The following is a 20321-nucleotide window of genomic DNA, read 5'->3' on the forward strand; positions in this document are numbered from 1 at the left end:
CCGGCCCCGCGGTTGAACGAACAGGAGCGTGGTGATGAATACGGAAGTGCGGTTTTCCCGGCTGGAGCCGGAGCAGCGCAAGGCTTTGCTGGTGGATGCCACCCTGGTCTGCCTCAAGCGCTACGGTTTCCAGGGCGCCTCCGTGCGCAAGATCTGCGCCGAGGCGGGTGTCTCCGTCGGCCTCATCAACCACCACTACGAGGGCAAGGATGCGCTGGTGGCCGAGGCCTACCTGGCGGTCAGCGAGCGGGTCATGGGCCTGCTGCGTTGCGCCGTGGAGTCCGCCCCGGCGCCTGCCCGGCGGCGCCTCTCGGCCTTCTTCCAGGCCTCGTTCTCGGCCGAGATGCTCGACCCCCAGCTGCTCGACGCCTGGCTGGTGTTCTGGGGCGCGGTGACCCACATCGAATCCATCCGCCGGGTTCATGACCAGTCCTACGGCAACTACCGCAGCCTGCTGGCCGACGCCCTCGCCCTGCTGGCGGACGAGGAGGGCTGGCCCGCCTTCGACGCCGGCCTCGCGGCCATCAGCCTCAGCGCGCTGCTGGACGGGCTGTGGCTGGAGTCCGGCCTCAACCCCGCCACCTTCACCCCCGAGCAGGGCGTGGTGATCTGCGAAGCCTGGGTCGATGGCCTGCAGGCCGGCGCCTACCGGCGTTTCCAGGGCGTGTGATCGAGCCGGCTGTGCGGGCCCTCAGCCGCCCGTCCGGCTCAGCCATTCGATGAACAGCGAGAACAGCTCCGCCTGGGAGCCGATCCCCAGCTTGATGTAGAGGTTCTTGCGGTGCATGCGCACCGTCTCGGGAGAGATCGCCAGGGCCTTGGCGCTGGACTTGGCCGAGTGACCGCGCAGCAGCAGGTGGCACACCTCCAGTTCGCGGGCCGTGAGGCGGCCGTCACCGAAATGCCGGAACGCCTGCTGCAACTGCGCAGCGAAGCTGGGCTCCGCCTGGGCCGGGGGCGCGGTCTGCGCCCAGTGGCGGCGGCCCAGTTCCAGCACCGTGGGGGCGAGGGCGCGCAGCAGGGCCAGTTGCCCGGGCTCGAAGGGGCGGGCGCTGAGGCCGTTGTAGAGGCTGACGGACACCCGCTCCCGCGGGCCCAGTTCGAGCATGAAGTAGCAGTCCTCCACCGAGCCGGCGCCCAGGTAGTAGGTTTTGTAGTACTGGCTGCTGAAGAAGTCGTCCGGGGCGATCTCGCCGAGGGTGTAGAAGCCTTCGGCCAGGCCCTGGTCCACCGCCAGGCAGAACGGGTCCAGCAGGTAGCCACGGGAGAAGTAGCGCTCGAGCAGCAGCTCGCGGCTGCCGGGTGGTATGCCGCGCTCGTGGAGCAGGGTGGGGGCGCTGCCGATGCGCTCCAGGCTGATCATCACCGACTCGATCGGCACCAGGCTGGCGAGGGCGTCCAGCAGGCGGCCGGGGAACGCCTCGGTGCCGCAGCTGGCGATGGCGCCGGCGAGGTGTCGGTGCCAGTTCTGCAACCTGTCCAGTTCCACCTGCTGCACCTGTATCACCGCCCGGCTCGCTGAGTTCGCGGCAGCATACCCCAGGGAAAAGGCGACGCCGAGCGTCGGCCCCTACCCTCAAATGGGGTATGTCCGTGGTCGGGACGGGTGCATAGGCTCCGGGCATCAACCAGCAGGAGAACCCCGATGTCCGTGTCCGTCCCGTTGCCGCCGCCCACCCGTGAACAGGCCCGCCTGGCGGCCCTGGACCGTGCCCACTACCTGCACGGCTACCACCTGTTCGACGAGCACCGCGTGCTCGACTCCCTGCAGATCGCCGGAGGGGAGGGTGCCTACATCCACGACCTGGCCGGCAACCGCTACCTGGATGCGGTGGGGGGCATGTGGTGCACCAACATCGGCCTGGGGCGCGAGGAGATGGTCGAGGCCATCGCCGAGCAGGCGCGCCAGCTCGCCTACTCCAACCCCTTCTGTGACATGGCCAACCCCCGTGCGGTGGAGCTGTGCGCCAAGCTGGCGGAGCTGGCGCCCGGAGACATCGACCATGTCTTCCTCACCACTGGCGGCTCCACCGCCGTCGATACCGCCATCCGCCTGGTGCACTACTACCAGAACTGCCGGGGCCTGCCGCAGAAGAAGCACATCCTCAGCCGTCGCCACGCCTACCACGGCTCCACCTACCTGGGCATGTCCCTCGGCGGCAAGCAGGTGGACCGCGAGAGCGGCTTCGACTTCATCCAGGACGGCATCCACCACCTCAGCGGGCCCTACCCCTACCGCGCCCCCGAGGGCATGAGCGAGGCCGACTACCTGGAAAGCCTGGTGGCCGAGTTCGACGACGCCGTGCGTGCAGTGGGGGCAGACAAGGTCGCGGCCTTCATCGCCGAGCCGGTGTTCGGCTCCGGCGGCGTGATGGTGCCGCCGGAGGGCTACCACGCCCGCATCTGGGCGCTGTGCCAGCGCTACGACATCCTCTACATCGCCGACGAGGTGGTCACCTCCTTCGGCCGCCTCGGGCACTTCTTCGCCAGCGAGGCGGTGTTCGGCATCCAGCCGGACATCATCACCACCGCCAAGGGCCTGACCTCGGGCTACCAGCCGCTGGGGGCCTGCCTGTTCTCCGAGCGCATCTGGTCGGTGATCGCCGCGCCTGACCAGGGCCGCTGCTTCACCCACGGCTTCACCTACTCCGGCCACCCGGTGGCCTGCGCGGCGGCGCTGAAGAACATCGAGATCATCGAGCGGGAAGGCCTGTTGGCCCACGTCGAGGACGTCGGCCGCTATTTCGAAGCGCAGCTGCGCACCTTGCTGGACCTGCCCATGGTGGGGGACGTGCGCGGCATACGCTTCATGGCCTGCGTCGAGCTCGTGGCCGACAAGGCCCGCAAGACCCTGTTCCCCGAGGCGCTGAACATCGGCGAGTGGGTCCACCTGCGGGCGCAGAAGCGCGGCCTGCTGGTGCGGCCGATGGTGCACCTGAACGTCATGTCGCCGCCGCTGATCCTCACCCGCGAGCAGGTCGACTTCATCGTGCGCGTGCTGCGCGAAAGCATCATCGAGACCCAGGAGGACCTGAAGCAGGCCGGTCACTGGTAGCGCCGACGCGGCGCCCCCGCGCCGCCCATTCCCCCACAGAGGAAAGCCCCCCGATGGACGACAACAAGAACAAGGTCCTGCGCTTTCGTGATGTCACGCTGTTCACCGTCTCGGCCATGCTGTTCATGGACCAGATCGCCCTGGCCGCGGCGCTCGGTTCCACCAGCCTGTTCTGGTGGGGCTACGTGCTCCTGCTGCTGTTCATCCCCATGGGGCTGATGACCGCCGAGCTGGGCACCACCTTCCCCGGCAGCGGCGGTGTCTACCACTGGGTGCGCCTGGCCTTCGGACCGCGCTGGGGCGCCCGGCTGTCGTGGATGTACTGGGCCAACAACGCCCTGTGGATGCCCTCGGTCTACATCCTCTTCGCCGCCATGCTCAGCGAGTTCTTCCTGCCCGGGCTGGGGTTGTGGAGCAAGATCGCCATCGGCGTGTTCCTGGCGCTGCTCACCGCCCTGTTCAACGCCATCAACCTGCGCATCGGCAAATGGCTGCCGAACCTGGGGGCGCTGATGAAGCTGGTGGCGGTGCTCGCGCTGGGCATCGGCGGCATCCGCTACGGCCTGGAGCACGGCTTTGCCAACGCGTTCAGCCTGGAGGCGATCCTGCCGTCTTCCGGGGTGCAGTTCGCAGCGCTGGGGGTGATGGTCTACGGCATCATGGGCACCGAGCTGGCCTGCTGCAGCGCCCCGGAGATGCGCAACCCGCACCGTGACATTCCCCGCGCGGTACTGGTCTCGGGCCTGCTGATCGCTGCCTTCAACGTGTTTGGCACCCTCGGCGTGCTGGCCGCGTTGCCGCCCGAGCAGACCGACGTCACGCGGATCTTCTCCGAGTCGCTCTACCAGATGTACGGCCATGAAGGCCTCGGTGGCGCCTTCGCCACCCTGGTGGCCTGCTTCGTGCTCTTCACCCTGTTCACCAACATGGTCACCTGGAGCATGGGCACCAACCGGGCGGCGGTGGCAGCGGCCACGGCCGGGGAACTGCCGGCAGTGTTCGGCGTGGTCCACCCGCGCTACCGCACGCCCATCGGCCCGGCGTTGCTGGCCTCTGGCGTGAGCATCCTGGTGATGCTGGTGTACGGCCTGGTCGCCCACAGCGCCGAGGAGCTGTTCTGGACCCTGCTGTCCATCTTCGCAATGATTTTCATGATGCCGTACGTGCTGATGTGCCTGGCCTTCATCCGCCTGCGCCTGGCCGACCCCACGCCGCGTGCCTTCCGCCTGCCGTTGGGCAATACCGCCGCCTGCACCTGGGCGGGCCTGGTCGGCTTGCACGTGGTCGCCGGCATCGTGCTCTTCGTGGTCACCCCCGGCGAGCCGATGGACTGGGGCAAAGCCAGCAAGATCCTCTGTGGCGTGGGCCTGGCGCTGCTCATCGGCGAAGTGCTGATCCGGGGCCAGGCCTTGCGCCAACTGGTGCCCCGTCCCTTGCTCGGCAGCCGCTGAGGCTGGCGCCGGCCCGGGGCCTGGCTGACCGGTGGCAGCCGGGCCTGCGTGCCTGCTTGTTGATCGGCCGTTCAGTAGTGGCTAGGCTGCTGCAGCCACCCTGGCCTCGGCCCGGGTGTCACCGTCCGACAACCAGAACAAGAAACGCCCCGGCACGCCGGAGGTGAAAGGTGATGGCGATGGTTCCCCGCGTATTGGTCGTCGATGACGATCCGGTGATTCGTGAGCTGCTGCAGAGCTACCTGGGCGATGAGGGCTACGAGGTGTTCTGCGCGGCCGATGCCGAGCAGGCCGAAGCCGTGCTGGCCAAGACCTCCCACCTCGGCCAGCCCGTGGAGCTGGTGCTGCTGGACGTCCGCCTGCCCGGCAAGGACGGCCTGACCCTGACCCGCGAGCTGCGGGTGCGCTCCGAGATCGGGATCATCCTGATCACCGGGCGCAACGACGAGATCGACCGCATCGTCGGCCTCGAATGCGGCGCCGACGACTACGTGATCAAGCCCCTCAACCCCCGCGAGCTGGTGTCCCGGGCGAAGAACCTGGTGCGCCGCGTCCGCCATGCCCAGGCCGAGCCCGGCCCCGTGCGCCAGGTGCTCAAGCAGTTCGGCGACTGGCTGCTGGACACCGACCGGCGCCGCATCATCGATTCCACCGGCCATGAAACGCTGCTCACCCAGGGCGAGTTCCAGTTGCTCAGCACCTTCCTGCGCAACAGCGGCCACACCCTCAGCCGTGACCAGTTGATGGACCAGATCCGCAACCGCGAATGGCTGCCCAACGACCGCTCCATCGACGTGCTGGTCGGGCGCCTGCGCCGCAAGTTGCGCGACGACCCCGCCGACCCGCAGCTGATCATCACCATCCACGGCGCCGGCTACCTGTTCACCGCCACCCCCAGCGAGGCCTGAACATGCGCTGGCTGGCACTCCTGGCCTGGGGCTGGTGCAGCCTCGGGCTGGCGGCCGAGACCATGCGCTATTGCGACTACCCGGTGTACCCGCCCGTGTCCTGGAGCGATGGCCAGGCCGTGCGCGGCCTGGCGCCCCAGGTGGTGAAGCGGGTGCTCCAGGAACTGGGCTACGAGATGCAGGTGGTGGTGCTCGGCAACTGGAAACGCTGCCTGATGGATGCCGCCAGCGGCCGCGTCGACCTGGTGCTGGCCTACCGCACCGGGGAGCGCCAGCAATACCTGGCGTTCGCCGAGGCGCCGGTGCTGCGGGAGGAGGTCGCGCTGTTCTACAACCGCCACAAGCCCCTGGCGGTGAGGAGCCTGGCCGACCTCGCCGGCTACCGTGGCGGGCTGCTGTTCGGGGAAAGCTACGGCACCGAGTTCGACCGCTTCGTCACCCGCCAGGGGCGCATCGAATATGTCTCGGACAGCCGGCAGAACTTCGGCAAGCTGATCCGCCAGCGCATCGACTTCATCCCCTACGAGCGGCGCACCGGGCGGCTGTTCGTGGCGGGCATGCCGGGCGGTGAGGCCATCGTCGACGCGCCCGAACCCCTGGCGGTGGACTCCTTGCGGCTGGCCGTGTCGCGGCGTTCACCGCTCCTGGCGCGGCTCGACGACATCGACCGCATCCTGCAGACGCTGCAGGCCGACGGCAGCCTGCAGCGCTGGCTGGAAGAGAGCGAGCGCGACTACCGCACCCAGGGGCGTCCCCTGGAGTCACCATGAAGGCCCTGCACGCCCCCGGACCGCTGGCCCGGCGCCTGCTGCAGCGGGTCCTCGGCTTCAGCCTGTGCGTCACCCTGCTGGCCGGCGCGGTGCAGCTGGGCCTGGAGTACCGGCGCGAGATGCAGGCCATCGAACAGCGCCTGGAGCTGATCCGCAGCGGTTACCTGGCCAGCTTCGAGCGCAGCCTCTGGGACCTCGACCAGGCCCAGCTGCGGGTGCAGCTGCACGGCCTGGTGGACTTCCCCGACGTCGCCTGGGCGAGCCTCGCCAGCGAGGATTTCACCCTGGTCCAGGGCGACATCCAGGTGCCCGGTCCGGTGCGGGTCGAGCATTTCCCCCTCGGCTACCAGCCGCCCGACGGCGAGCGGCGTGCCCTCGGAGAACTGACCCTGGCCATCGACCTCGGGGCCGTTCATCGGCGCCTCTGGCAGAGCGGACTGGACGGCCTGCTGTGGATGGGCGCCTTCCTCTGCGGCCTGGCGGTGGCCCTGAGCCTGCTGTTCCACAGCCTGGTGACGCGGCACCTGGAGCGCATGGCCGACTTTGCCCAGCGCATGGCCGAAGGCGACCTGCAGCAACCGCTGCACCTGGACAAGCGCGCCCGGCCCCGGCCGGACGAGCTCGACACCGTGGCCCAGGCCCTGGACACCATGCGCCAGGCCCTGGGGCGCGAGCGCAGCGAGCTGCAGCGCCAGGTCGAACGGCGTACCGCCAGCCTGCAGCGGGCCAAGGAGGAAGCCGAGGCTGCGAACGAGGCGAAGATGCGCTTCCTGGCGACCATGAGCCACGAGATCCGCACCCCGCTCAACGGCATCCTCGGCATGGCCGAACTGCTGCGCGACGCCGACCTGGGCACGCTGGAGCGCAAGCGCCTGCACGCCCTGCACAAGGCCGGGGAAGGCCTGCTGGCGGTGCTCGACGAAGTCCTGCTGTTCGCCCGCCTGGAAGACGGGGTGAGCCTGCCGGAAGCCGTCGAGTTCGACCTGGGCGAACTGCTGGACGAGGTGCTGACGCTGCTGGAGCCCCGCGCCGAGGACAACGGCACCGTACTCTCGCTGCGCCTGGACCCGTCGGTGAACCGCCGCTGCCGAGGGGCCGAACAGTTCCTCCGCCAGGTGCTGAGTAACCTGGTGGCCAATGCCGTGAAGTTCACCGCCGACGGTGACGTGCGGGTGGAGGTGACCGCCACCCCGGCCCAGGGCGCGGCCCAGCGCGTGCGCTTCGTGGTCAGTGACAACGGCATCGGCATTCCCGAGGCGGCCCAGGCGCGGATCTTCGAGCGTTTCGTCCAGGCCAGCGATGCCGTCACCCGCCGCTACGGCGGCAGCGGCCTGGGGCTGGCCATCAGCAAGCGGCTGGTGGACGCCATGGGCGGGCAGATCGGCCTGCACAGCCGGGAAGGCGAGGGCAGCCGTTTCTGGTTCGACATCGAACTGCAACCGGCGGCGCTCCCGGCTGCCCGGTCGGTGGGCAACGCACCTGCGGGCCGTGCCCTGCAGGTTCTGCTGGTGGAGGACGTGGCGCTGAACCGCGATGTGGCCCTGGGGCTGCTGGAACGGGACGGCCACCACGTGCAGGCCGTGGACGATGCCCAGCCCGCGCTGGACGCCTGCCGCCAGCAGGCGTTCGACCTGATCCTGCTGGATATGCACCTGCCGGGCATGGACGGCATCGAGCTGTGCCGGGCGATCCGCCAGCAGGCGGACGGGCTCAACCGGGCGACGACCATCCTCGCCTTCACCGCCAGCGTCGAACCGGCCAGCGTCCGCCGCTACTTCGAGGCGGGCATGCAGGGCGTGCTGGCCAAGCCCCTGCGCCTGGACGCCCTGCGTCGTGCACTGGCCATGCCCGGCAGCCCGCCGCCGGACGAGGCGGACGACGGAACCGCGCTCGACACCCGGCTGCTGGCCACCCACCGCGAACTGCTGGGGGAGAACCGCCTCGCCGCGCTGGTCGGCGCCCTGCGCCAACTGCTGGCCGAGCAGATGCCGCTGCTGCACGACGCCATCCGCGCCGACGACCGGGACGAAGTCGCCGGCCTGGCCCACCGCCTTGCCGGCAGTTGCCGGTCGCTGGGCTGGCGTGGCCTGGGGAACGGCCTGGCGGCCCTGGAAGCCGCCGCCCTGGCGGGCGAGGTGCTGCAGGGCTGGAGCGAGCGGCTGGACCGGGAATGGGCGGCGGCCGAGGCGCAGATGCAACAGCCCGCCTGAAGGACACTTATAAAAACTACCTGCGTTGTCATCGCGGCGTTAAAAACAGGCTCGTGCGCGAGTCCGATCAAAATGCTCATTTACCGCACGTAAACTGCGCTTTTTCGCCTGTTTTTGCCTTGCGCTGACTGCCTCGCCTACGTTTTTAAAAGCGCCCTGAAGCGAGACAGCTTCATTACAGCTTTTTACAACTTCGATCCCGGCGATCAACGGCGCCTTACATCTCCTTCGAATAATCCAGCGGTATCCGTGCTCGAGCCACGGCCTCTGATCGATTGGAGATAACAACAATGACCCAACGTAGAGTTCCGCTCACCCGCACCCGCCGCTCCCCGGAGGTGCGCCATGTCTGAGACCCATCACGCCGGCAGCGGCGAGAAAATCCAGCTCACCCGGGCGCTCAAGAGCCGGCACATCTTCATGCTCTCGCTTGGCGGGGTGATCGGCACCGGCCTGTTCATGGGCTCGGGCGTCACCATCGGCTCCGGTGGCCCGATGGGCGCCATCCTCGCCTACCTGGTCGCTGGCCTGCTCATGTACCTGGTGATGGTCTGCCTCGGCGAGCTGTCGGTGCAGATGCCGGTCTCCGGCTCGTTCCAGGCCCATGCCACGCGCTTCATCGGCCCGGCCACCGGCTTCATGATCGGCTGGGTCTACTGGATGAGCTGGGCCTCCACGGTGGGCCTGGAGTTCACCGCCGCCGGGATGCTGATGACGCGCTGGTTCCCGGATGTCCCCATCTGGGTGTGGTCAGGGCTGTTCGTGGTGGTGCTGTTCTCCCTCAACGCCCTGGCGACCCGGGCCTTCGGCGAGGCCGAGTACTGGTTCTCCGGCATCAAGGTGGCGGCCATCCTGGTGTTCATCCTGGTGGGGCTGCTGGCGGTGTTCGGCGCCATTCCCCTCGAAGGCCAGTCAGCGGCGCCGGGCCTGGCCAACCTGGTGGGGGATGGCCTGTTCCCCAACGGGCTGGCCGCCGTGTTCGCGGTGATGATGACGGTGGTATACGCCTTCCAGGGCTGCGAGATCATGGGCGTCGCCGCCGGCGAGACCGACCAGCCGGAGAAGAGCATCCCCCAGGCGGTGCGCAACGTGGTCTTCCGCGTGCTGATCTTCTACGTGCTGGCCATCGGCGTGCTGGCCGCCATCGTCCCCTGGCGGGAGGCGGGGCTGATGGAGAGCCCGTTCGTCCAGGTGTTCGACAAGGTGGGCATTCCCTATGCCGCCGACCTGATGAACTTCGTGATCCTCACGGCGATCCTTTCCGTGGGCAACTCCGGGCTCTACGCCTCCACCCGCATCCTCTGGGCCATGTCCAAGACCGGCATGGCGCCACGCCAGCTGTCGAAGCTGAGCGCCCGGGGCGTGCCGCTGTATGCGCTGCTGATCACCCTGTGCTTCGCCCTGCTGTCGCTGCTGACCAGCATCGTCGCCGCTGACACCCTGTTCATGGTGTTGATGGCGGTGAGCGGCATGGCCGGCACCGTGACCTGGATCGTCATCGCCTACGCCCAGTACCGCTTCCGCCGCGAGCACATGGCCAAGGGCGGCACCCGGGCCGACCTGAAGTACTCGGCGCCGTTGTTCCCGCTGGTGCCGTTGGCCTGCATCGCCATCTGCTGCTCGCTGTTCGTCTTCCTCGCCCTCGACCCCACCCAGCGGCCGTCGCTGTACTGGGGCTTCGGCTTCATCGCTGTGTGCTACGGCGCCTACTTCCTGATCCGCCGCAGGCGTGGTGGTGATGTGGGGGAGGAGATCGTCCCCAGCATCGGCTGATCCCCGTCTCACGACCAAGGCCCCGCACTGCGGGACCTTGGTCGTGGCTAATTTCCCCACAGCGTGTTGCTGATTGCTGAGTTCTGCTGATGTCGCCTGTTTCGCCTTGCCGGGCGAGTTTCTTTTTTCAGTCGCCAAAAAAGAAACCAAAAAGGCTCGCCCCTGCATCCGGCCCGACTGCCGTCGGGTTCCCTCGTTCCATCGTCGCTCCAGGGGCCCGCGCTGACGGGCCATCCATGGCCCGGCAGCGCTCTCGCGACATCCATGTCGCTCAACCCCTTACGCGATGATTCCACTCGGCCTCCTGAAGGGGTAGGTTTCGCCGCCCCACCTTCTGAGCCAGGTATGGGAATGGCTTGCGCTTCAGGCAGAAGGACCATGAGGCCGCTGGTGCAAGGCTCAGGAGGCTCGCAATAGCGGATTGGAACATCGCCTTTCCGTGGCGTAGGGATCTTTGTTCGATGTTGTAACGCTGCCGGATGCCGACGCTGTACGCGCGCCCTTCGGGGCCAGGGCTGGCGCGTTCCGGCGGCTTTGCACGCTTCGTTACAGGCGGCTTCCGGGGTGGATTGTGATCTTGTTGAACGACTGTTTAGCATGAGGCCACGCATTCGCCTCCGCACAATCAACGACAAGAACGAGGGCCGCATGACACAGCCATCCCCGCTCAGCCGGGTCCAGGGCGGTATCGCCTGGATCACCCTGAACCGCCCTGCGCAGCGCAACGCGCTGGACATCCCCACGCTCAAGAACCTGCTGGCCCAGTTGGACGCCCATGAGGCCGACCCGGCGGTGCGCGTCATCGTGCTCACCGGTGAAGGCCGCAGCTTCTGCGCCGGCGCCGACCTCGCCGAATGGGCCGAGGCCGAAGCCCGGGGCGAGCTGGAAACCTACGGCTGGACCGAAACCGCCCACGCCCTGATGCGCCGCCTGCATGGCCTGGACAAGCCGACCATCGCCGCCGTCAACGGTACCGCCGTGGGCGCGGGGATGGACCTGGCGCTGTGCTGCGACTTCCGCATCGCTGGCGCCTCCGCGCGCTTCAAGGCCGGCTACACCGGCATGGCCTACTGCCCGGACGCCGGCGCCAGCTGGCACCTGCCGCGCCTGATCGGCAGCGAAGCGGCCAAGCGCCTGCTGTTCCTCGATGAGCTGTGGAACGCCGAGCGAGCGCTGAGCACCGGCCTGGTCGGCGAGGTGGTTGCCGATGAACACCTGCTGGCACAGGTCGGCGAATTCGCCGCGCGCCTGGCCGCCGGCCCGACCTTCGCCTTCGCCCAGACCAAGCGCCTGATGCGCGAGGGCGCCAGCCGCACCCTGGCCCAGCAGCTGGAAGCCGAGCAGGCCGCCGGGCTGCTCTGCGGCCGCAGTGACGATGCCGCCGAGGCGCTGCGCGCCGTGGCCGAGAAACGTTCCCCCCAATTCAACGGCCGCTGACGGCTGCAGGTGATGCCATGGATTTTCAACTGACCCAGGAACAGGACATGCTCGTCGAGGCGGTCAAGGCCTTCGTCGAGAAGGAGCTGCTGCCCCACGAAGAAGCAGTGGACCGCGCCGACGCCGTATCCCCGGAGCTGGCCGCGCAGATTCGCGGCAAAGCCATCGCTGCTGGTTTCTACGCCTTCAACATGCCCGAGGACGTCGGCGGCGGTGGCCTGGACTACCTGTCCCAGGCGCTGGTCGAGCGCGAGTTGTCCAAGGTGTCCTGGGCGCTGCATGTGTTCGTTGCGCGCCCGTCGAAGATCCTCATGGCCTGCACCGGCGCGCAGATCGGCGACTACCTGCTGCCGTGCGTGCAGGGCGAGAAGATCGACTGCTTCGCCCTCACCGAGCCGGGCGCCGGTTCCGACGCCAACGCCATCAAGACCCGCGCCGTGCGTGACGGCGACGACTTCATCATCAACGGCGCCAAGCACTTCATCAGCCACGCCGGACACGCCGATTTCGCCATCGTCTTCGCGGTGACCGACACCTTCGAGCGCAACGGCAAGAAGCGCAACGCCGTGACCGCCTTCCTGGTGGACAAGGGCACCGCCGGCATGACCGTGCGCCGGGGGCCGAAGTGCGTGAGCAACAAGGGCTACCACACCTACGAGATCTTCTTCGACGACTGCCGCGTGCCGGCCTCCAAGGTGCTGGGTGAAGTGGACAAGGGCTGGGAAGTGGCCAACGCCTGGCTCACCGCCGGTCGCGTGATGGTGGCTGCCAACTGCGTCGGCCAGGCCCAGCGCGCGCTGGACCTGGCGCTGCAGTGGTCCGCCGACCGCAAGCAGTTCGGCCAGCCCATCGGCAGCTACCAGGGCATCTCGTTCAAGCTCGCCGACATGGCCACGCAGATTCGCGCCGCCGAGCTGATGACCCTGCACACCGCCTGGAAGATGGACCGCGGCACCATGACCGACGGCGAGGCCGGCATGGCCAAGCTGTTCGCCAGTGAAGTGCTGGGCAAGGTCGCCGACGAGACGGTGCAGATCTTCGGCGGCATGGGCCTGATGGACGAAGGGCCGGTGGAGCGCATCTGGCGCAACGCGCGCATCGAGCGCATCTGGGAAGGCACCTCGGAGATCCAGCGCCACATCATTTCCCGCGAACTGTTGCGTCCGCTGCTGCGCTGAGGCCCGTGCCATGAAACGCGAAAACCTCCAGCGCCTGCTGGCGCCCCGTCACCTCGCCTTCATCGGCGGCCGCAGCATGGCGCGCGCGCTCAAGCGCTGCGCCGAAGGCGGCTTCGCCGGGCCGATGTGGCTGGTCAACCCGCAATACGACGAACTCGAAGGCGTGCCCTGCATACGCACCATCGCCGACCTGCCCGAAGGGCCGGACGCGGTGTTCGTCGCCACCAATCGCGAGCTGACCCTGCAGGCCGTTGTCGAACTGGCCGCCAAGGAGGCCGGTGGCGCCATCTGCTACGCCTCCGGCTTCGCCGAGACCGGCGCCGAAGGCGAAGCCCTGCAGCGCCGCCTGCTCGCCAGCGCCGGTGACATGGCCCTGCTGGGCCCCAACTGCTACGGCCTGCTCGACTACCTGCACGGCGCCGCGCTGTGGCCGGTGGCCCACGGCGGGCAGCGGGTGGAGAAGGGCGTGGCGGTGCTCACCCAGAGCGGCAACTTCGCCTACAACCTGTCCATGAGCGACCGCTCGCTGCCCATCGCCTACATGGCATCGGTGGGCAACCAGGCGCAGCTGGGCGTGGCCGAGCTGATGGACGTGCTGCTCGACGAACCGCGCGTGACCGCCATCGGCCTGCACCTGGAAGGGCTGAGGAACGTTCCCGGTTTCGCCCGCGCGGCCTACAAGGCGTTGCAGAAAGGCATCCCGGTGATCGCCCTGAAGACCGGCGTGTCGCAGATCGGCGCCGAACTGGCGCTCAGCCACACCAGCTCCCTGGCCGGCTCCGACGCCCTGTACGACGCGCTGTTCGAGCGCCTCGGGGTGATCCGCGTCAGCGGCCCGGTGAGCTTCATCGAAACCCTCAAGGCGGCCGCCTGCGGCAACCTGCCGGCCGGTCCGCGCCTGGCGGCGCTGGCCTGCTCCGGTGGCGACGCCGGGCTGATCGCCGACTACGCCGAGCGCAACGGCCTGGCCCTGCCCAAGTTGGTCGACGCCCAGCGCGCCGAGCTGGCCCAGGTGCTGCCGGACTACGCCAACATCGCCAACCCGCTGGACTTCACCACTGCCATCTGGGGCGACGGCCCGGCGCTGGAACGCATGCTCGACAGCGCCCTGCAGACCGACGCCGATGCCGCCCTGCTGGTGCTGGACTACCCCGGCGAGGAAACCGGCGAGCGCCCGCAATGCGACCTGCTGCTGGCGCTTTACTGCGCGGCGCTGGAGCGCCACGGCAAGGTGGGCTTCATCGCCTCTGCGTTGCCGGAGCTGCTGCCCAGGCCGGCCCGTGAACGGCTGCATGCCCACGGCGTCGCCGCGCTGCAAGGCGTGGAAGACGGCCTCGCCGCCTGGGGGCGCATCGCCCATTACCGCCAGCGCCGCGACGCGCTGCTGGCCCGTGGCGAAGCGGCGCTGGTGCCACTTTGCCCGCAGGCGCTGGAAGGCGAAGGCCGCTTGCTGGACGAGTGGCAATCCAAACAGGCGCTGAAGGCCTTCGGCCTGCCGCTGCCGCGCGCGGCGTTGAGCACCCCGATGCAAGCCCGCGAAGCGGCCGCCGATGTCGGCTTCCCATTGGCGCTGAAAGTGGTCAGCGCGCAGCTGCCGCACAAGACCGAAGCCGGCGGCGTGGCGCTCAACCTGCGTAACGAGGCCGCGCTGGAAGCCGCGCTGTTCGACATGCGCGCGAACATCGCCCGCCACGCGCCCGGCGTGCCCTTCGAGCAGGTGCTGCTGGAGCGCATGGCCAACCCGCCGTTGGCCGAGCTGATCGTCGGCATCAAGCGCGAGAACGGCTTCGGCCTGGCGCTGGTGCTGGGCGCTGGCGGCATCCTCGTCGAGTTGCTCAAGGACAGCCGCAGCCTGCTGCTGCCCACCACCGATGCGGCGATCCGCGATGCCTTGCTCAGCCTGCGCAGTGCGCCGCTGCTCACCGGCTTCCGCGGCCGCCCGGCGGTGGACCTGGAGGCGCTGGTGGAAGCCATTCGCGCGGTGGCCGACTACGCCTGCGAACACGTGGACAGCCTGCTGGAGCTTGATGTGAACCCGCTGCTGGCGGACGCCGAAGGCGCCGTGGCGGTGGATGCACTGATCCGCCTCGCCGAATGACCGTCACGCTTCAGCCCTTGGGGAGACCACCCATGCAACAGACCACACCTCTCACCGGCGGCCAGGCCCTGGTCCGCCTGCTGGCCAACTACGGGGTCGACACCGTGTTCGGCATCCCCGGTGTACACACCCTGGAGCTGTACCGGGGCCTGCCCGGCAGCGGCATCCGCCACGTGCTGACCCGTCATGAGCAGGGCGCCGGCTTCATGGCCGATGGCTATGCGCGGGTCAGTGGCAAGCCGGGCGTGGCCTTCATCATCACCGGGCCGGGGGTGACCAACGCCGCCACCGCCATCGGCCAGGCCTACGCCGACTCCATCCCGCTGCTGGTGATCTCCAGCGTCAACCACACCGCCAGCCTCGGCAAAGGCTGGGGTTGCCTGCACGAGACCCAGGACCAGCGCGCGATGACCGCGCCGATCACCGCGTTTTCCGCCGTCGCCCTGAGTGCCGAGGATTTGCCCGAGCTGATCGCCCGCGCTTTCGCCGTGTTCGACAGCGAGCGCCCGCGCCCGGTGCACATCTCCGTGCCGCTGGACGTGCTCGCCAACCCGGTCGCCCGCGACTGGACCCATGAGGTGGTGCGCCGTGCCGGCCGTGGCCAGCCTTGCGCCGCCGCGCTGCGGCAGGCTGTGGATAAACTCCAGGCCGCCCGGCGCCCGATGATCATCGCCGGCGGCGGTGCGCTGCAGGCCGCCGATGCCCTGGCCGCGCTGAGCGAGCGCCTGGCCGCGCCGCTGTTCACCAGCGTCGCCGGCAAGGGCCTGCTGGCCCCGGAAGCGCCGCTCGCCGCGGGTGCCACCCTGTGCACCCAGGCCGGTTGGGACATGATCGCCGAGGCCGATGTGGTGCTCGCCATCGGCACCGAGATGGCCGACACCGATTACTGGCGCGAGCGCCTGCCGCTGACCGGCGAGGTGATCCGCGTCGACATCGATTCGCGCAAGTTCAACGACTTCTACCCGTGCGCCGTGGCGCTGCTGGGGGATGCGAAGGCCACCGCCGAGGCGTTGCTCGCCGCGCTGCCGGCTGCCGCGCGGGATGCGGCCAGCGCCCGTGAGCGCATCGGCCGGCTGCGTGAGCAACTGGAGGCCAGCCACGCCCCGCTGCAGCGCATCCACCAGGCGATCCTCGAACGCATCGCCCAGGCGCTGCCGGACACCGCCTTCATCGCCAGCGACATGACCCAACTGGCCTACAGCGGCAACTACCTGTTCCCCAGCCGGGCGCCGCGCAGCTGGCTGCACCCCACCGGCTACGGCACCCTCGGCTACGGCGTGCCGGCCGGCATCGGCGCCAAGTTCGGCGCGCCGGAGCGCCCCGGCCTGGTGCTGGTGGGCGACGGCGGCTTCCTCTACACCGCCCAGGAGCTGGCCACCGCCACCGAGGAGCTGGACAGCCCGCTGGTGGTGCTGCTGTGGAACAACGATGCGCTGGGGCAGATCCGCGACGACATGCTCGACCTGGACATCGAGCCCATCGGCGTGCTGCCGCGCAACCCGGATTTCGCCCTGCTCGGCCGCGCCTACGGCTGCGAGGTGCGCCAGCCGCAGAGCCTGGACGCGCTGGAGCAGGACCTGCGCGAGGGCTTCCGCCATCCAGGGGTGACCCTGATCGAGCTGAAACACGCCTGCGCCCAACAGGCCCGCTGACCCAAGGAGCTGCCCATGCGCTACTCGAACTTCACCCAACGCATCGCCGGAGACGGTGCCGCCGCCTGGGACATCCATTACCGCGCCCTGGCGCGTATGGAGCAGGGCGACGACATCCTGCTGCTGTCGGTGGGCGATCCGGACTTCGACACGCCGGTGCCCATCGTGCAGTCGGCCATCGACAGCCTGCTGGCCGGCAACACCCATTACGCCGACGTGCGCGGCAAGCGTTCGCTGCGCGAAGCCATCGCCCGTCGTCACAGCCAGCGCAGCGGCCAGGCCGTCACCGGCGATGACGTGGTGGTGCTGGCCGGCGCCCAGTGCGCGCTCTACGCCGTGGCGCAATGCGTGCTCAACCCCGGCGATGAAGTGATCGTCGCCGAGCCGATGTACGTCACCTACGAGGCGGTGTTCGGGGCCTGTGGCGCCACTATCGTGCCGGTCCCGGTACGCTCCGAGCACGGCTTCCGCGTGCAGGCCGAGGACGTGGCCGCGCGGATCACCCCGCGTACCCGCGCCCTGGCGATCAACAGCCCGCACAACCCCTCCGGCGCCAGCCTGCCGCGCACTACTTGGGAAGCACTCGCCAAGCTGTGCGTGCAGCACGACCTGTGGATGATCTCCGACGAGGTCTACAGCGAGCTGTTGTTCGAGGGCGAGCACATCAGCCCCGCCAGCCTGCCGGGCATGGCCGAGCGCACGGCGACCCTCAACAGCCTGTCGAAGTCCCACGCCATGACCGGCTGGCGCGTGGGTTGGGTGGTGGGCCCGCGCGCGCTCTGCGGGCACCTGGAGAACCTGGCGCTGTGCATGCTCTACGGCTCGCCGGACTTCATCCAGGACGCTGCCTGCACCGCGCTGGAGGCGCGCTTGCCGGAGCTGGAGGCCATGCGCGAGGCCTACCGCCAGCGCCGCGACCTGGTGCTCGACTGCCTGGCCGACTGCCCCGGCGTGCGCGCCCTGCGGCCGGACGGGGGCATGTTCGTGATGGTGGACATCCGCGCCACCGGGCTCTCCGCCCAGGCTTTCGCCGACCGGCTGCTGGACGGCCACGGGGTCTCGGTGCTGGCCGGCGAGGCCTTCGGCCCCAGTGCGGCGGGGCACATCCGCCTGGGCCTGGTGCTGGGCGCCGAGCCCCTGCGCGAGGCCTGCCGCCGCATCGCACGTTGCGCGGCCGAGGTGCTGGAGCAGGGCGCGTCCTCTTCCAATGACCCAGCGCGACGGGAGTTCGCATGAATGTATTGATCGTCCACGCCCACAACGAACCGCGCTCCTTCTGCGCCGCGCTGTGCCGACTCGCCGAGCAGACGCTGCGGGAGCAGGGGCACGCGGTGAAGGTGTCGGACCTTTATGGGATGAACTGGAACCCGGTGGCCAGCGAGGCGGACTTCCTCGAACGGCGCAACCCGGACTACCTGGTGTACGCCCTGGAGCAGCGCGAGGCGGTGACGGCCCAGACCCTGGCCGCCGACATCCGCGAGGAGCTGGACAAGCTGCTGTGGGCGGACCTGGTGATCTTCAACTTCCCGGTCTACTGGTTCTCCGTGCCGGCCATCCTCAAGGGCTGGTTCGACCGGGTGCTGGTCTCCGGCATCTGCTACGGCGGCAAGCGCTTCTACGACCAGGGCGGGCTGGCGGGCAAGCGCGCCTTGCTGACCCTGACCCTGGGCGGGCGCGACCACATGTTCGGCCCGGGTGCGATCCACGGCCCGCTGGAGGATATGCTGCGACCGGTCCTGCGCGGGACGCTGGCCTACACCGGCATGACGGTGCTGCCGCCGTTCGTCGCCTGGCACGTGCCCTATGTGAGCGACGACGTGCGGGCCGGTTACCTGCAGGCGTACCAGGCGCGGCTCGCCGGGATCGAGCAGGACACACCGCTGGTCTTCCCCCGCCTCGACCAGTTCGACGCGCGGCTGTACCCCTTGCCCGCAGAGGGCTGAATGGCTCAGGAACGAAAAAGCCCGGCATGTGCCGGGCTTTTTCATGGGGCCTGTCAGTTGGCCTTGTTGCGCAGGCTGGCTTCCGCCGCCTTGGCCAGGTCCGGGGGCAGGAAGTCCTTGTCCGGGTCGTAGTCCGCCTTGAGGAAGCCGGCCAGGGCTTCCAGGTCGGCCGGGCTCAAGGTGCCGGCGGCCTGCTTCAGGCGCAGGTTGTCGAGGATGTAGTCGTAGCGGGCGTTGTTGTAGTCGCGCACCGAGCTGTACAGCTGACGCTGGGCGTCCAGCACGTCGACGATGTTGCGGGTGCCGACCTGGTAGCCGATTTCGGTGGCTTCCAGGGCGCTCTGGTTGGAGATGATCGACTGCTTGCGGGCCTTGACCTGCTCGACGTCGGTGTTCACCGCGCGGTGGTAGTTGCGGGTGTTCTGCACCACCTGGCGGCGCAGGCTTTCGCGCTGCTGCTCGGTCTGGCTCAGGCGCTGGTAGGACTCGCGCACCTGGGAGCTGGTCAGGCCGCCGCTGTAGATCGGGATGTTCAGCTGCAGGCCGATGGTGCGCTGCTCGACATCGCTGCCGTAGCGCACGGGGCTGGTGCCGCTGTTGGTGAAGCCGAGGCTGTCGTTGTCACCCTTCTGATACTGGGCGACGGCATCCAGGGTCGGGGCGTGGCCGGATTTGCGCTGGCGCAGGGTTTCCTCGGCGGCATCCACGGCGTGGTTGCTGGCCTGCAGGTTGAGGTTCTGCTGGGCGGCGGTGTCGACCCAGGCCTTGGCGTCGTTCGGGCTGGGCACCACCACCGGCAGGGTGTGCTGGATGCCTTCGATGGCGCCGTATTCACGGTTGGTCAGGGTGGTCAGCGCCTGGAAGGCGTCTTCCACGTTGCGCTCGGCGATCATCCGGTTGGCGCGGGCGGTGTCGTAGCCGGCCTGTGCTTCGAGCACGTCGGTCTTGTCCGAGAGGCCCACGTCGAAGCGCTCGTTGGCCTGGTCGAGCTGGCGCTTGAAGGCCGCTTCCTCGGCCTTGGTGGAGGCGAGGTTGTCCTGGGCGCGGAGCACGGCGAAGTAGCCTTCGGCGGTCTGCAGGATCAGGTTCTGCTGGGTCGCGGAGAACTCCAGGGACGCCTGTTCGGTGCTGGCCTCGGCGGCCTTGAGCTGGAACCAGCGGTCAGCGCGGAAGATCGGCTGGCTGAGGCTGGCCTGGTAGACGATGCCGCTGCGCGAGCTGGTGGCCGAGGGCTGGTCCAGCTTGGTTCGGGTGTCGTTGGCGCTGGCGCCGCCATTGATCTGCGGCAGCAGGCCGGCACGTGCCTGGGGCACGGCCTCGCGCTGGGCTTCGAAGTTGGCGCGGGCGGCGGCGAGGTCGGCGTTGTTGTCGACCGCGTCCTTGTACACGGTTACAAGGTCCGTCTTGGCTGACAGCGGGGCGTTGGCTGCCCAGGCGGTTCCGGCGAATGCGGAGGCCACGGCAACAGCCAGTGAGAGTCTGCGCAGCATGATCAATCCTGGATTCAGTGGGGTCGGGCAAGGCTACGGGTGCCGTGGTACGCGGTCAAGACAACCGCCAGGCGGGCTGAGTGTAGTTTGCCGGACGTTATGTTGCCTGCCCGGAACAATACTGTTTTCAGCGGATTTCCTGACGCGCGGGTCATTTATTTACCGGCGCGGGCTTGGTTTGTGGCGGCGGGCTTGATTAGACTGCGCGAGTTCTTGTCGGGGTGCCTCGAATCGGAGGCTGAGATCGGAAAGTTCCGGATCCCGTTGAACCTGATCAGGTTAAGGCCTGCGTAGGGAACAAGATGTGCCTCTCCCGCCTTGCACTCCGGAGAGGTCCCTCTCGGCACCGGCCCCGG

Annotated in this window: 15 protein-coding genes and 1 riboswitch; of the genes, 13 read left to right on the plus strand and 2 right to left on the minus strand. The window is 68.8% G+C overall.

Annotation, left to right across the window (positions count from 1 at the left end):
• The first annotated feature begins 34 nt into the window (after window positions 1-34).
• Window positions 35-670 (plus strand): TetR family transcriptional regulator C-terminal domain-containing protein, encoded by a 636-nt coding sequence (locus FBY21_RS22845; protein ID WP_142013860.1) that lies wholly within the window; start codon window positions 35-37, stop codon window positions 668-670.
• 21 nt (window positions 671-691) lie between these two features.
• Here the strand turns inward: FBY21_RS22845 and FBY21_RS22850 are convergent, their stop codons facing one another.
• Window positions 692-1498, minus strand: a complete 807-nt coding sequence (locus tag FBY21_RS22850) for a helix-turn-helix transcriptional regulator (RefSeq protein WP_409563805.1) — start codon at window positions 1496-1498, stop codon at window positions 692-694.
• 147 nt (window positions 1499-1645) lie between these two features.
• Between FBY21_RS22850 and FBY21_RS22855 the strand changes: the two genes are divergently transcribed.
• The 12 genes from FBY21_RS22855 to FBY21_RS22910 all read left to right on the plus strand — a co-directional run bounded on the left by FBY21_RS22855 (window position 1646) and on the right by FBY21_RS22910 (window position 18475).
• A complete protein-coding gene (locus tag FBY21_RS22855) occupies window positions 1646-3055 on the plus strand; it encodes an aminotransferase (protein ID WP_142013863.1) in 1410 nt (469 codons plus the stop codon).
• Between the two features lie 53 nt (window positions 3056-3108).
• Window positions 3109-4506 carry an APC family permease gene (locus FBY21_RS22860; RefSeq protein WP_142013867.1) on the plus strand — a complete coding sequence of 466 codons (1398 nt, stop codon included), beginning with the start codon at window positions 3109-3111 and terminating at the stop codon, window positions 4504-4506.
• Between the two features lie 173 nt (window positions 4507-4679).
• Window positions 4680-5414 carry a response regulator transcription factor gene (locus FBY21_RS22865; protein WP_107331359.1) on the plus strand — a complete coding sequence of 245 codons (735 nt, stop codon included), beginning with the start codon at window positions 4680-4682 and terminating at the stop codon, window positions 5412-5414.
• A gap of 2 nt (window positions 5415-5416) precedes the next feature.
• Complete coding sequence (locus tag FBY21_RS22870) at window positions 5417-6184, plus strand: substrate-binding periplasmic protein (protein WP_142013870.1); 768 nt, start codon at window positions 5417-5419, stop codon at window positions 6182-6184.
• The gene (locus FBY21_RS22875; protein WP_142013873.1) at window positions 6181-8394 is read left to right on the plus strand and encodes an ATP-binding protein; all 2214 of its coding nucleotides are present in this window, start codon (window positions 6181-6183) and stop codon (window positions 8392-8394) included. Before FBY21_RS22870 ends, FBY21_RS22875 begins: the two co-directional genes overlap by 4 nt.
• 345 nt (window positions 8395-8739) lie before the next feature.
• Window positions 8740-10167: an amino acid permease gene (locus tag FBY21_RS22880; RefSeq protein ID WP_074970598.1), complete on the plus strand. Its 1428-nt coding sequence runs from the start codon at window positions 8740-8742 to the stop codon at window positions 10165-10167.
• 648 nt (window positions 10168-10815) lie between these two features.
• Complete coding sequence (locus tag FBY21_RS22885; protein WP_142013876.1) at window positions 10816-11604, plus strand: enoyl-CoA hydratase/isomerase family protein; 789 nt, start codon at window positions 10816-10818, stop codon at window positions 11602-11604.
• 17 nt (window positions 11605-11621) lie between these two features.
• The gene (locus FBY21_RS22890) at window positions 11622-12782 is read left to right on the plus strand and encodes an acyl-CoA dehydrogenase family protein (protein WP_142013879.1); all 1161 of its coding nucleotides are present in this window, start codon (window positions 11622-11624) and stop codon (window positions 12780-12782) included.
• Window positions 12783-12792: 10 nt separating this feature from the next.
• A complete protein-coding gene (locus FBY21_RS22895) occupies window positions 12793-14880 on the plus strand; it encodes an acetate--CoA ligase family protein (RefSeq protein ID WP_142013883.1) in 2088 nt (695 codons plus the stop codon).
• 32 nt (window positions 14881-14912) lie between these two features.
• Window positions 14913-16532, plus strand: coding sequence for a 5-guanidino-2-oxopentanoate decarboxylase (locus tag FBY21_RS22900; protein ID WP_142013887.1), 1620 nt, complete (start codon window positions 14913-14915; stop codon window positions 16530-16532).
• A gap of 15 nt (window positions 16533-16547) precedes the next feature.
• Window positions 16548-17768 (plus strand): pyridoxal phosphate-dependent aminotransferase, encoded by a 1221-nt coding sequence (locus FBY21_RS22905; RefSeq protein ID WP_142013891.1) that lies wholly within the window; start codon window positions 16548-16550, stop codon window positions 17766-17768.
• Entirely contained in the window at window positions 17765-18475 is a 711-nt protein-coding gene (locus FBY21_RS22910) for an NAD(P)H-dependent oxidoreductase (protein ID WP_142013895.1), read from the plus strand. The genes FBY21_RS22905 and FBY21_RS22910 overlap by 4 nt, the downstream gene beginning before the upstream one ends.
• Before the next feature lie 53 nt (window positions 18476-18528).
• Here the strand turns inward: FBY21_RS22910 and FBY21_RS22915 are convergent, their stop codons facing one another.
• Complete coding sequence (locus tag FBY21_RS22915) at window positions 18529-19965, minus strand: TolC family outer membrane protein (protein ID WP_074970584.1); 1437 nt, start codon at window positions 19963-19965, stop codon at window positions 18529-18531.
• Between the two features lie 207 nt (window positions 19966-20172).
• Window positions 20173-20279, plus strand: a riboswitch (TPP riboswitch).
• Window positions 20280-20321 lie beyond the last annotated feature (42 nt).

It is taken from the genome of Pseudomonas sp. SLBN-26 (assembly GCF_006715895.1).
GTDB classification, from domain to species: Bacteria; Pseudomonadota; Gammaproteobacteria; order Pseudomonadales; family Pseudomonadaceae; genus Metapseudomonas; species Metapseudomonas otitidis.